The 12,760-nt window shown below is 37.7% G+C and carries 12 protein-coding genes and 2 CRISPR repeat arrays (1 of these 14 cut by a window edge); of the genes, 2 read left to right on the top strand and 10 right to left on the bottom strand.

Annotated elements, in window-relative coordinates; translation table 11 throughout:
- A CRISPR array of direct repeats spans positions 1-26; the repeat unit is 30 nt (it extends 1,700 nt beyond the left edge of the window).
- Positions 27-207: 181 nt separating this feature from the next.
- From cas6 to ETB99_RS01230, 8 genes are read right to left on the bottom strand one after another with little or no spacing between them, the layout of a single operon-like run.
- The gene (gene cas6, locus ETB99_RS01195) at positions 208-957 is read right to left on the bottom strand and encodes a CRISPR-associated endoribonuclease Cas6 (protein WP_171699714.1); all 750 of its coding nucleotides are present in this window, start codon (positions 955-957) and stop codon (positions 208-210) included.
- 14 nt (positions 958-971) lie between these two features.
- Positions 972-1,235: a CRISPR-associated endonuclease Cas2 gene (gene cas2, locus ETB99_RS01200; protein ID WP_171699715.1), complete on the bottom strand. Its 264-nt coding sequence runs from the start codon at positions 1,233-1,235 to the stop codon at positions 972-974.
- A gap of 9 nt (positions 1,236-1,244) precedes the next feature.
- Positions 1,245-2,246, bottom strand: coding sequence for a type I-B CRISPR-associated endonuclease Cas1b (gene cas1b / locus ETB99_RS01205; RefSeq protein ID WP_171699716.1), 1,002 nt, complete (start codon positions 2,244-2,246; stop codon positions 1,245-1,247).
- Position 2,247: 1 nt separating this feature from the next.
- Positions 2,248-2,757: a CRISPR-associated protein Cas4 gene (cas4, locus tag ETB99_RS01210; protein WP_171699717.1), complete on the bottom strand. Its 510-nt coding sequence runs from the start codon at positions 2,755-2,757 to the stop codon at positions 2,248-2,250.
- 8 nt (positions 2,758-2,765) lie between these two features.
- Entirely contained in the window at positions 2,766-5,105 is a 2,340-nt protein-coding gene (gene cas3, locus ETB99_RS01215) for a CRISPR-associated helicase Cas3' (protein WP_171699718.1), read from the bottom strand.
- A 50-nt stretch (positions 5,106-5,155) separates the two neighbouring features.
- Positions 5,156-5,875 (bottom strand): type I-B CRISPR-associated protein Cas5b, encoded by a 720-nt coding sequence (gene cas5b / locus ETB99_RS01220; protein ID WP_171699719.1) that lies wholly within the window; start codon positions 5,873-5,875, stop codon positions 5,156-5,158.
- A 12-nt stretch (positions 5,876-5,887) separates the two neighbouring features.
- Positions 5,888-6,850, bottom strand: a complete 963-nt coding sequence (gene cas7b / locus ETB99_RS01225; RefSeq protein WP_171699720.1) for a type I-B CRISPR-associated protein Cas7/Csh2 — start codon at positions 6,848-6,850, stop codon at positions 5,888-5,890.
- Positions 6,831-8,573 carry a TIGR02556 family CRISPR-associated protein gene (locus tag ETB99_RS01230; RefSeq protein ID WP_253263517.1) on the bottom strand — a complete coding sequence of 581 codons (1,743 nt, stop codon included), beginning with the start codon at positions 8,571-8,573 and terminating at the stop codon, positions 6,831-6,833. Before ETB99_RS01230 ends, cas7b begins: the two co-directional genes overlap by 20 nt.
- A 240-nt stretch (positions 8,574-8,813) precedes the next feature.
- On the opposite strand from ETB99_RS01230, the gene ETB99_RS01235 reads away from it, so the two are divergent.
- Complete coding sequence (locus ETB99_RS01235; protein ID WP_171699732.1) at positions 8,814-8,996, top strand: type II toxin-antitoxin system HicA family toxin; 183 nt, start codon at positions 8,814-8,816, stop codon at positions 8,994-8,996.
- A 25-nt stretch (positions 8,997-9,021) separates the two neighbouring features.
- Positions 9,022-9,453: a type II toxin-antitoxin system HicB family antitoxin gene (locus ETB99_RS01240; RefSeq protein ID WP_055441049.1), complete on the top strand. Its 432-nt coding sequence runs from the start codon at positions 9,022-9,024 to the stop codon at positions 9,451-9,453.
- 344 nt (positions 9,454-9,797) lie between these two features.
- Here the strand turns inward: ETB99_RS01240 and ETB99_RS01245 are convergent, their stop codons facing one another.
- Both ETB99_RS01245 and ETB99_RS01250 read right to left on the bottom strand, forming a co-directional pair.
- Positions 9,798-9,983 carry a hypothetical protein gene (locus ETB99_RS01245; protein WP_171699722.1) on the bottom strand — a complete coding sequence of 62 codons (186 nt, stop codon included), beginning with the start codon at positions 9,981-9,983 and terminating at the stop codon, positions 9,798-9,800.
- Positions 9,983-10,225, bottom strand: coding sequence for a hypothetical protein (locus ETB99_RS01250; RefSeq protein WP_171699723.1), 243 nt, complete (start codon positions 10,223-10,225; stop codon positions 9,983-9,985). Before ETB99_RS01250 ends, ETB99_RS01245 begins: the two co-directional genes overlap by 1 nt.
- 139 nt (positions 10,226-10,364) lie before the next feature.
- Positions 10,365-12,539: a CRISPR direct-repeat array (repeat unit 30 nt; unit sequence GTTTCAATTCCTCATAGGTACGATACAAAC).
- Positions 12,540-12,760: the final 221 nt, after the last annotated feature.

The following is a 12,760-nucleotide window of genomic DNA, read 5'->3' on the forward strand; positions in this document are numbered from 1 at the left end:
CAATTCCTCATAGGTACGATACAAACCCTAAAAAGTGCTGATAAATCAACATATGGAAAAGCTATACAATGGCATTATACATAAATCCGAAAATTCTGTCAATAACCTTGATGCTTTGATACGTCTGAAAAAGTTGCAAAAAACAAATTGTCGTCGATCCCCCGCGGTTTTTGCAAGATTGGAGGTCGACGACAGTTGTGAATTATTTCACTTTATCGATACAACACGAAACATACCAAATCCTTGCGAGTTTCGTCCGCCGATACCTACACGGTACAAAAACGTTAAATTTTCCGGAGAAGAAATAAGTTTATATCGACCTTTCCATGCCGTGATGTAAAAGCCTTTAAAGAGTGTCACAACGCGGTCGCTTTTTCGAACATCGACAGGTTCGATGAGTAGCCGATCGCTTGGTGGAACACCGTAATATGCTTCATATTTGTTATGAAAATTCCGTTCCATTAAATGTGAAAACACTTCGTCGCTCGGGTCAAAAAATTGTGTTTTTTTCTTCCCATCCACCGTTTCGTACGTACTGTATACAGTCATTGGCGACAACATATCAATTTCAATTTCACGCTGCTCAATGGTTCGCTTTTCGGTTTCCACTCGCTCAATGATGACATGTTGATCACCAATTTTTACATATGGCTGAAGCAATAAATACTCCCCTAACTGTTGCGTCAGTTCAGGAAGCACAGTGCCAATGTGCCATTGAAATGAATCAATAAACGTAATTGTTTTCGTACGATGTTCAATACGATGATCACCAAACAGGCGACTAAAAGTGAACAACTTAAACGATCGTTTTTCCTTGCGAAATCCACGATCATGCAAAAAGTGAGCAAATGCCTCATCGCTGAGTGAATGGTATATTAGTCCTTGTAAATATTGCTGATAATGAAGCGGAAACGTCACCGCTCCGTCTGTTCCCCGTAATGTAATCGTTAAACGCATTTCCGTCTTCCTCTCTACAAAATAAATTCCTCTCCACCTTTTTTCAATCCAAACTCTTCACGCTTCGAATATTTTTGCGTGCGGAACGTGTAGAAAATAATTGAATCTTCGTCAGGATGCATGATATTTTGCAGTTCAATTTTTAATTTCTTATAATTTGCTTCTGATATTTCTCCTTCAAACACAGAGTTCTGTACCCAATGAAGATATTTACGGGCAATTTTTAACGCTTTCGCTACGCGCTTCTCATTAAAATCGTACACTAAAATAACAAACACCGCCATCACCTACCATTTCGCTGCGTACGGTTCGTACTCTTTTTCCCCTAATAAATGCTTCTGAATTTTATATAGTTCGAGACGGATTAGTCGTCGATACGATACCGATTTTCCTAAATGGCGATGTTGTACCGTTGTTTGCATTTTCTTTTCTAATTCGCTCACAAATATTTTTCGTCCTTCTTCAGACAATAAAATACCGTCCGTTAGCTTATCAAAATGTTTTTTGGCTAACATTTTTTTATTGATTAATGAAAAAATAAGACGATCAACAATAATTGGCTTAAATATTTCAGCCACGTCAAGGTTAAGTGAAAACCGTCGGAAATTTGTACTATGCAAAAAGCCAATGCGCGGATCGAGATACGTTTTGTAAATTTCACTTAAGCACATCGTATATACGATTGAATTTCCAAAACTAATGAGGGCATTCAAACGATTATGAGGCGGACGCTTTGTCCTCTTTTCAAATACGAAATCGGGATGACGAATAATCGTATCAAACGCACTGTAATATTTTTCGCGCATATGCCCTTCCGATGCCATCAATTGCTCTACTGTTTGAGCGTCAGTCAAAAAAAGCAACTCTTTTTCAAAACTTTCTAATATGTCATTGAAAACATCTTTTTTCTCCAAACGGGAACGATAGTACTTTAGCACGCGACCCATTTGTTGGATCGACCCCTCAATAAATCGTCGTGCCAAGTTAAGACGTTTTTGTATATCTATATAATGCTCCACCTGTTTTAAAATCACATGACCAGCATTTAGATGCTCGCGCGGATAAAATGAACCAATGTAATAGCCGTAACGGTTAAAATAATGAACGATGATTTGTTTTTGCGAAGCAAACTCAAGAAAACGCTTCGATACATCTACTTCTCCAAAAATGTATATGTCACTTGTATTTTCGACGGGAATATACTTTTTCCGTTCCTCTGTTTCAAAATAAAGACTATTATCCTTTCGGCGCAACTCTCCGTTTTGAAAAATGTACAATGTCCGTTTCATCTCATTCCTCCGCCCAACAATATTCACGATACGCACATTTTGCGCAAAACTGGATTTTCTTTGGCTTCGGTGGCACCGGCATGCGCGAAATGCGCTGAATCTCTTTAACAGCCTGCTCTAGCTCTAATCTTGCTTCCTCTGTCCATTCGACCACTTCTTTTTTTCGTTCTTCTGGAAACAGCAACTCCCCTTTCGCCTGAATCCCCATTTGACGTAAATGGTCTAAATAATAAAGGAGCTGCATTTTTGCACTTTTCATATACCGCGACGACTTCTTCACTTCCCCCACAACGATTTGCCCATCTTCTTGGCGAATGCGATCAATAACAATATTGCCGAATGACAATTCTTTTTTATTTCTTCGATAGTACATCTCTGAAATAAAACGGCCAAGATCAAGCGATTCATCTTCTTGATCTGGTGCAATTTGGTGCTTCATAAGCCATACTTCGCGATGGCAGATGTAGTAATACCATATGTCTGTTCCGGTGATAGGAATTTCATAGTCCATGTTTTCACCTACCATATCATTCCTTCGCTTTTCGTTTTATATCCAAGCACTTGATCGTAAAAATCATCAAGCATATCTATGTTAACGTAACCTATACCATATAAAATAGGTGGTTTATTATCCACTTTCCGTGGAATGGACACAACATGCTGATAAAATGACGCCTTAATCGCCGCAAATTGTCTTTGACGCTCAAAAGGTTCTTTTATCCGTATGATTTTTTCAAACCGTTGAAATATCGTCTTGGCTTCCTCATCTAATTCAATAAATACATCAAATTTATCTTCCCCTTCTTCAATAAGACGGAAGTGGGAAATTGGTATACGCTCCGTTGTTGCTTCGCCATCGAAATAAAGACTTTTTAGTCCATTTAAAAGCTGAATAGACTCTCGATTATTCATTTTCATAGAGAGCTGTTCAAAATATTTTTCAATCAAAGGAAAAAACTCGCTCTCCTCTATAATCGAGTGGTTCTTCAAAAGAGACTGAGTTAAATCAATACGTACTAAATCATAAATATAGCTAGCATAGCGACGTCTCCCATCTGTTAATGAAATTACATAAACCTCTCCCTTTTTTAAACCGTTTCTGTTACATCTTCCTGCTGCTTGGTGAATGGAATCCAATGAGGCAAGATCACGATATACAACATCAAAATCGATATCCACTCCAGCCTCTACCAGTTGCGTGCTTACAACAACTCGATATGTTCCGTTCTTAATCTCTTGAATTCTTCGCAACCTTTCTTTCGGGGGGATATGTGTTGATAAAAATGTCATTTTTTCCGAACAAATATGTTCAGCTAATTTTTCATATAAATTTTTCGCACAATCGATTGTATTCACGATAAATAAGTAACTTTTTTCTTCATCCAAACAAAGTTGATTCACAAACTCGTCAATGGTCATATTTTTTTGCACGTACGGAAACAGCTGAACACGCGACAATGCTTGAAAGTATGTCGAAGGCTCAACAAGCTGTACCATTTCATCTCTTTGAAAAATGGCAGGTGTGGTCGCAGTGCTAAATAGAAAATAGCAGTTTAGTTCTTCAGCTAAAATTCGAAACATTTCTTTTATTACAAGCCAATATTGATGCGGTATAGCCTGCACCTCATCAATCACAATAATCGCATTAGCTAAACGATGAAATTTTCGTATCAGCTTATTTCGGTTAGTAAATATGGTGTGAAAAAGTTGAACAAATGTCGTTAAAATAATTTCTGAGTTCCATCCCTCAATTAAAAGCTTCGCCACATCATAATCGACATCATATCGTTCTTCGTCTTGTGCGAGCGAATATTGCATTTCTGCTAAGTGATGATGTGATAAAAATAACCGTTGATCGGTCACCATGTTATTCGATTGAAAAATATCTTCTAATACAGACGCCGTTTGATCGATAATACTTAAAAACGGTAGGCTATATACGATGCGTGGAGTAACGCCCTTTTCCTTTTCAATCGCTTCTCTAAGGCGAATGGCGAACTGTAAAGATGCAAGCGTTTTTCCCATACCTGTTGGGAGTTGTAGCGAATAAAAATGATTCGCTACATCAATTGGCACGGTTGTAATTTCTTCAAACGCCCTTTCGCGCAACTCATTTATTTTATTCTTGTCCCAATTTTGTTTCTGTTTATATACTTCAATAAGTGTGGAAGGGATAGCGTATCTTTCAAAAAAAGACTTTGTTTCTTTTTGTATAATTCCCGCTTCTGATTTATCTGCGTCCAGAAGCAATGAAAATAAAAATAAAAATCGTACATAAGGAACTAGCGAATCATTTTCTTGATTCCAACGCATGACGTAACGCCGAACATTTCGACTTTGTTTAAATAAATTTCGAACAGCATGCTCAAAGTCAGACTTCACCAATGGATGATTGGAAAGTTCAGGAATGAAATGAGTATATGTATCATTTAATTGTTGAAAATCAATGGCTTCAATTTGTTTTAATAACTGTTGCTCCATTTCACTACTGAACTGTTTCCATTCTTCCAGCAAGTCATGAAGATCGCCGTGATGACGCTTAATAATAACAAACGAAATATACTTCCATAACTCTTCAATGTTCTCGTATTTCTCTATAAAAGCCATAAACATAAACGCCGAGAGCAACGCATGGGTTTTCAGTTGCTTCGGAACATTCAAACCACAAATATAATCTTGGAAATACCGATGTGACTTCCCCATATCATGAAAAAAAGCAATATGCTCAATAAGCGTTTGTACCCACTCTTGCTCGGTGAAGCTTAAATTTTTTTCACGCAAAAATTGTGACGACAACCATTTTACCCCTTCTATATGTCTTTGAAGAGGATAGTTCGGATGCGAATATAATTCATTCATCATGTTCCCTCCATATGTAAAGAGAGCACGCATGAAGTGACATACGCGCTCTAATTCAGAAAAACAATTTGCGTTCCTTGATGATCCGTCCAATACGAATCAACAGAAGCTTTCACCGTTCGTCCATTAGCTTCGAAAAGCACTTCATCATACAAGTCCACAATTCGTTCACGATCCATACGTATAGGCAATCTTTCTTTAAAATATTCCTTTCCAAATTCAATTTCTAGACTGTTCAGTTTCCGTTCAGGAACAGCTGTCGCGATTTCAGTAGCTTCCTCGTCCTTTTTCTGCTCAAACTCCCGAATAGAAACGAATTCAATTTTTGCTAGACATTCACTTAAGCCCATACTCACTGTATATACATTTTTCCCACACGTTACATAATCAATCAGTTCATCAAACAATACGGAATCCTTGATATGCGCATAACATCGGTATTTCGGAAAACGTAGAAATTCTGTTCTAATTTGAGTTCGCGCTCCTTCCCTCCGATGTTTTGGAATCCATACATTTCCTTTTGTATTGATATGATTTAATCCCATTCTTATTTTTTTTACAGGATGAAGTAGCTGCACTGCAAATTTTACCGTATGATGATTCACATATTTGAGGTACGTATTTTCCTCTTTTTCTAATCCAACAATGGCACCAATCATCCCGTAAAAGGCGGTAGGTGGGATAATGGAATATGTTAGGGGTGAAGAGGTTGAATATATTTTCCGAAAATGTCCAAAATCAGCGTATAGATCAAAAATAAGTACATTCATGTAACTTCACCCTTAAAACGATTTTTGTTCAACAACAAAACCTTTGCATTCTAAAGCACTTACTAAGTTTTCACTACAAACAAGACGATCGTCTTGTGCTAACTCAATTCGTTCAATGCGCTCTTTATATTTTTCTAACACTTGAAGCAAATTCGTCACATCTAGCATATAGTCACTTACATCTCGGATTTCCTCATCAACTTTTTCTGCATGGAGCGACACATATTTATCCAATTCTCCAATTTGGAAATATTTCTCTTTATATACCACTCTCATCAACAGACGTGGAACTTGTCCCACTTTTGAACGTGAGATAAGACTTTTTGTTCCATTCCACATCGCTTCAAGCATAAACTGCACATCTTCTTCCGTTAATTTCGTATGTTTAGCAGCTACTTCATTAATCACGCCGTAAAAGGAAATAAGTGAATACGGTAATACATATTCTTCACGAAACGTTTTTGTCGACTTTTTGCTTCCCGAAGCAAAAGCACCTGTCCCTTTCACATAGTGTAACTTAACGGAGTGCAACGATTGCCCCATTTTAAATTGCACAGGTCCTGTGTGGGTAATCGAACTCGCTTCCTTACTACTTTTTTCAATCGGTAAAGTTACCCCAAAAAGTCGCACATCAATACACTCATTTAATACTTGTTCGTTAATGAGCGTTTTCATTTCGACTAAGGATAGTTTTGATTTATTTTGTTTTTCGCCGTCTTTAATCAAAAAATCTTCCGCGCGCATTTTTGCGTCCTGAATGTATTCGTTTTCATCAGCAATTTCACGAACAAAAATTTCTTTCCCTAAATAGCCATGTAAATAATCTCGTATTGTGCGCTTCAATCGTACATCCGTTACGATATTTTTTCCTGTTTCCTCATCAATTCGCGGCTTATTTTCGTCTACAGGATCTCCGTTTGGATTAGCCCACATGACATCGTATAAAAAAAGCAATTCAGAGCGATTGTTCAACATTTATCTTTTCCCCTTTCTGTTCAAATAAACACTCTTTTACTTTTGAAACAAGATTCATTCCGCAAACAAAATAAAAATTCAACTCGTCCACGGACAGCTTCCAGTTTTTTTGTGCCATCATAAATAATGATGAAATGTCTTCTGCTAACTGCTGATGACTTCTTTGATATGCATCATACTCTTTTAGTTTATTGATCACTTTTGGAAGAAGTCCTTTTACTGTGCGCTCATCCATCTTTAAACCCATCAGCTGCTTTACAAACGGCTGACTCCCTCTCTCTTTCCACTGTACCTCTAGTAACATTTGCGTCAGCGCACCTAATAAGAAAATACCTTTCTTCTCATTGGTATCCAACTGTTGCCCAAACGTTTCAAATAGCGCATCAAATTTACTCGGCACTACGCTTCCTCCTTTCATTTTCAGCACCCCACACTGTTCAAGAAAAAGAATGACTGCTATAGCTTGTCTCACCTTGTAGAAAAAGTTTGTGTTTGATTCCACTTCATAAAAATCGCGACGAATCTCTTTCATAATAAACGGCAACAAAAACGTGAAATGGATTGGTTCTTTCTTAAATACTCGATCAACAATAGTCAGAAAATATCGATCTGCATCACTATTAAAAAACGTCCTCACCATTCCAAAATGGAATTGGCGATCTGCAAAAGAAAGTATTTTTTCTACATGTGCTTTCGCTTGAAAAACTTCTCGTAATCTTGATGGAAGAACATCTTCAATAAGCAACAAAATACGCTCTGCACTTTGAATTTTTTGTAAAAATAACAGTTGTAGGGAAATAGTGTTTTTTGTATCCGCAAGCACCGCTAGTATATCTTCTTCCGTTGTCATAAATGATTGGACTTTTTTATCTTGAAGCCGTATATCTTTTGGCTGTAGAAAAAGAAGATACAGTATGTCTTCGTAATCTTCACTATTCACTTTAGAAGGAAGGATAAATTTTGGAATAAGTAAATAAGACAGCCCATAAAACTGAAATCGCAACTTTTCCTCGATAATTTTCCTTCCTTCTTCAATAAACGACTTACAGTTTAAACAGACCGGGAAATTTCTCCACGCTGAACTTTCATTAAACCCCCCCGTAATAAATCCTGGCTTATCAAGCGTATAAAAGCGAAATACTGACATTTTTCCGATAACAATCTCTTTTTTCTTTCCACATACTGAACATACTTGATTTTTCGCACACAATTCTAAATCTTTTTCATTGACAAGAAATAAAAATTTTTCAACAAAAGGCGGTAGATCATATAAAAACTCACCATTAATTTTAATTGATAAAATAGCTCGCTCTCTCAACTGATCAAATTTTTCCTGAAGGTCACAAACAATCTCTTCTTGTTTACTCACGAGCAATTCATAAATAGAAGAAAAATAAGGATTTTCAACATCTTTAACTTTTTTAAACCATCCTAATACTTTCTGCTGAAATGTATTATCAATCGTCGTAACTCTTGCTGTTGGAGAATAGTTCGCTCCCCTTGGCGATCCATTTCTAAATAAATATTTTTTGAAATCTATGTGAGCCTCTTCTACTTCTATACCAACAAAAACAAACGTCCCATCCTCTTCTTTTAGTAAAATATTCATCGCATATGGATAACCATGGTCTTCAATCAACTGATCTACAACCGTTTTCTGCTTTTTTTCTAGTGCCCACTTTCCGATTTCCGCTATTGACTCAATCAATGTTACACCTCCCATGAAATAACTATCTAATATCTATATTTTCTCATGATTTTTATATTTTTCAATATTTTTTTACTTTTATTTGGTTCATCACCAAAAGATGTTTATTTTTATATACAAGCGGCGGAATGTGTATACCGCTTTGGATCTCTGCATTGCTGCTGAGGACGAACCCTCCCATCTTTAGATAAAAAACCTATTTACACGTGTTAATTATACGTATTATAATAAAAATGTGGAGAGGGGGGAATAAACATTTCATCAAAAGAACTGATTAAACTGCTCAAAAAAGACGGATGGTACTTACATAGAATAGTCGGTAGCCATCACCACTTCAAACATCCAACAAAAAAAGGAACGATCACCGTTCCCCATCCGCGCAAAGATTTAAAACCCGGAACCTTGAACTCAATACTAAAGCAGGCTGGACTGAAATAGCCCCTGCGAAAGGAGGTTGTTTTTCTTGGCTAAATATTATTTTCCAGCGATTTTCGACCCTGGCACTGATGAAAGCGAAGGATATACCGTCACTTTCCCTGACCTTCCAGGATGCATCACAGAAGGCGAAACGTTAGAAGAAGCATTTCGCATGGCAAAGGACGCTTTGGAAGGTTATTTATACGGGATGGAAGAAGATAATGAATCCATTCCTTCCCCTTCCAATCCGAAAAATATTGAATTGCCAAAAGGCGCATTCGTTTCTGTCATCGAGGCAAGAACTGACTACATTCGCGAGGAGATGGCAAATAAAGCTGTTAAGAAAACATTAACTATTCCAAAATGGTTAAACGATGCCGCAGAAGCTGAAGGAATCAATTTTTCACAGTTGTTACAATTTGCAATTAAGGAGCGTCTAGGAATCAACGTTCGAAACGATTTTGATTTCAAACGATGAGAGCAAAAGCCTCTTCAGCTACACCATGCAGAAGAGGCTTTCGTTGTATAATTACCCTATGGTATTATCGTACCACGCTTGAAGCAAATTAAACTTTCATCTTTGCATCAACTTCCTACCATCAAAAACATACCATCAAAGACATTCTTTCTTATGCAACATATAGGGATAAAAAACCTTTGAAAACTATATTGTTTTATCACCTGTGAAACAATCTTTAATTCTACCCTTCTTTACATACTTCGATTACGAGCGCGAAAGCAAGCTTACAAAATACCTTCCACTTATGCGATAGTATTTTGATTCTCGTTTCCATTCTCATAGGTACGATACAAACTTTTGTTTTATTCGTCTTCATCGTCCATGATGTCGATAAGTTCGATGTCCTCGTTTCCGCCTGCGTTGATTGCTTCCATATACTTTATGAATTCTTCCTGAATATATTTCGGCGCGCCAGGATTCAGCCGCCAGTTTCCTGGTTCAGCGACGAAGAATTCGCTATCCATAAATTTTGGACGGACTACGTCCATCAGTCATTCCCCCCTGCGCGATATTTCGCCATAGTTGCTTCCAGCATTTCCCCGAATTGCTTTGCGATACTTCTAGCATCATCGCCCTTTACAACGTATTCGCTGAAAAGTTCCGCGAACATTTCGGCGCGGTTTGTGCTGCCGTATTCGCTGATGTTTTGCTGCCACCATTGCAGCGGATTCTGCCTGTATTTATTCCACAGCTCATCGGCGAACGACGCAAGCCCCGCGTCTTGCAGCAAGAAGTCTATTTGATGCCCGAACTAGTGGATAATTGTTCCATAGCGAGAGCCGACGGCAGACCATTTGTGTTCCGCGCTTTGTTCTTTGATGCGTTGGAATTCCTGGCTGTCTTTTGCGCGGTTTTTGTTCAGTACCACAGTTTCAATTCCTCATAGGTACGATACAAACTGTACCAGTGAGCCAAAGCCAACCACGATCTTTTCGTTTCAATTCCTCATAGGTACGATACAAACTTGATGTCTCCATCTGAACCAACAGCTCTGAGAGCGTTTCAATTCCTCATAGGTACGATACAAACTTTTACAGGTGTCCCAAGTGAAGAGGTTAGAAACGAATGTTTCAATTCCTCATAGGTACGATACAAACCAATTCAAAAAGGAGTGCATTAATTATGACAAAAAGTTTCAATTCCTCATAGGTACGATACAAACTCAATATAAACAAATTGATCGTGTCAAATGGGATGAGTTTCAATTCCTCATAGGTACGATACAAACAATATTACGATACCACAAGAGAAACGAAAAGAGATGTTTCAATTCCTCATAGGTACGATACAAACTTCGACGATTTTCCTTTTTATTATTGCTATATTATCTTGTTTCAATTCCTCATAGGTACGATACAAACCTGCAATTTAGAGGAGGACAAAGGACATGACACCTGTTAGGTTTCAATTCCTCATAGGTACGATACAAACCTCTATATATCCAGAGGCATACCATGCGGACCTTGAGTAGTTTCAATTCCTCATAGGTACGATACAAACTCACACTATGTAGAAAGGATGTAGAACATTATGAAAAAGTTTCAATTCCTCATAGGTACGATACAAACAGTGAAGATGTACTCGCTAAATACGGTCATCTCTTCTAAGTTTCAATTCCTCATAGGTACGATACAAACTCTATACGACGAACTACAGCTCATCCGAACTAATCGAGTTTCAATTCCTCATAGGTACGATACAAACATGTCTGATACCTCGGAACGTTCCCAACAGGAATGTTTTGTTTCAATTCCTCATAGGTACGATACAAACTCGTTACCCTAGTAAAGGCCAAGTGGTGATGAATGGGTTTCAATTCCTCATAGGTACGATACAAACGTGAAAGATTGGATTGCGGAAGAAAAAATGATCGGGTTTCAATTCCTCATAGGTACGATACAAACGCCAAGAACACGGAGGGTGAAAGTTGACAAAATACGGGTTTCAATTCCTCATAGGTACGATACAAACCCAAACTCATCATATTTTTTCTTATTCTCTTTCCGCGGTTTCAATTCCTCATAGGTACGATACAAACAAGAATAAAGTCGTAAACATCCTTCGAAAGAGAAAGTTTCAATTCCTCATAGGTACGATACAAACCAGATAAGGCAATCATAAAACAAACAACAATCTAAAGTTTCAATTCCTCATAGGTACGATACAAACGCCAAGAACACGGAGGGTGAAAGTTGACAAAATACGGGTTTCAATTCCTCATAGGTACGATACAAACCCAAACTCATCATATTTTTTCTTATTCTCTTTCCGCGGTTTCAATTCCTCATAGGTACGATACAAACAAGAATAAAGTCGTAAACATCCTTCGAAAGAGAAAGTTTCAATTCCTCATAGGTACGATACAAACCATACTCAAGAAAAAATATGAACACATGAAGGAGGTCGCGTTTCAATTCCTCATAGGTACGATACAAACGCAGGCGTCTAAAAATCCGCAATCAATCCTGGCTGAGTTTCAATTCCTCATAGGTACGATACAAACGTAATTAACGCGCATGTTCGTGCGATGTTGCGCGAGTTTCAATTCCTCATAGGTACGATACAAACGAAACGATTACATTAAAATAATCGACGATAACGGGCAGGAGTTTCAATTCCTCATAGGTACGATACAAACCAAGCGTTTCAAAACGGTTATACAGTCCTTTGCGCAGTTTCAATTCCTCATAGGTACGATACAAACGAAACGATTACATTAAAATAATCGACGATAACGGGCAGGAGTTTCAATTCCTCATAGGTACGATACAAACCAAGCGTTTCAAAACGGTTATACAGTCCTTTGCGCAGTTTCAATTCCTCATAGGTACGATACAAACGAAACGATTACATTAAAATAATCGACGATAACGGGCAGGAGTTTCAATTCCTCATAGGTACGATACAAACCAAGCGTTTCAAAACGGTTATACAGTCCTTTGCGCAGTTTCAATTCCTCATAGGTACGATACAAACTCGTAACAATAAGCATGTGTTCACCCCTTTCATGGGAAGTTTCAATTCCTCATAGGTACGATACAAACCCCAAAAAAGTGTTGATATATCAACACATGGAAAAGCTATACAACATCATTATACATACATTTGAAAATTCAGTCAATAGTCTATGTCCGTTGGGTTTGAGTCAAGACTTTGTGGGAGATTTTTTTCTCGACCGATTTTTTTGGTTATATATGGTTTTATAAAATCGTTATATGTAAGCGCTTTTACTTACTCTCATCCTGTAGGTATGTGCGTTTTCTCT

The sequence above is a fragment of the Anoxybacillus sp. CHMUD genome, assembly GCF_013096965.1.
Taxonomy (GTDB): Bacteria; Bacillota; Bacilli; order Bacillales; family Anoxybacillaceae; genus Anoxybacillus; species Anoxybacillus kestanbolensis_A.

Bases quoted from the DNA above. Each gene is read 5' to 3' on its own strand.
- ETB99_RS01245 (WP_171699722.1), bottom strand. From the start codon at position 9,983: ATGGACGTAGTCCGTCCAAAATTTATGGATAGCGAATTCTTCGTCGCT.
- cas4 (WP_171699717.1), bottom strand. From the start codon at position 2,757: ATGGACTATGAAATTCCTATCACCGGAACAGACATATGGTATTACTAC.
- cas6 (WP_171699714.1), bottom strand. From the start codon at position 957: ATGCGTTTAACGATTACATTACGGGGAACAGACGGAGCGGTGACGTTT.
- ETB99_RS01230 (WP_253263517.1), bottom strand. From the start codon at position 8,573: ATGGGAGGTGTAACATTGATTGAGTCAATAGCGGAAATCGGAAAGTGG.
- cas5b (WP_171699719.1), bottom strand. From the start codon at position 5,875: ATGAATGTACTTATTTTTGATCTATACGCTGATTTTGGACATTTTCGG.
- cas3 (WP_171699718.1), bottom strand. From the start codon at position 5,105: ATGAATGAATTATATTCGCATCCGAACTATCCTCTTCAAAGACATATA.
- cas1b (WP_171699716.1), bottom strand. From the start codon at position 2,246: ATGAAACGGACATTGTACATTTTTCAAAACGGAGAGTTGCGCCGAAAG.
- cas7b (WP_171699720.1), bottom strand. From the start codon at position 6,850: ATGTTGAACAATCGCTCTGAATTGCTTTTTTTATACGATGTCATGTGG.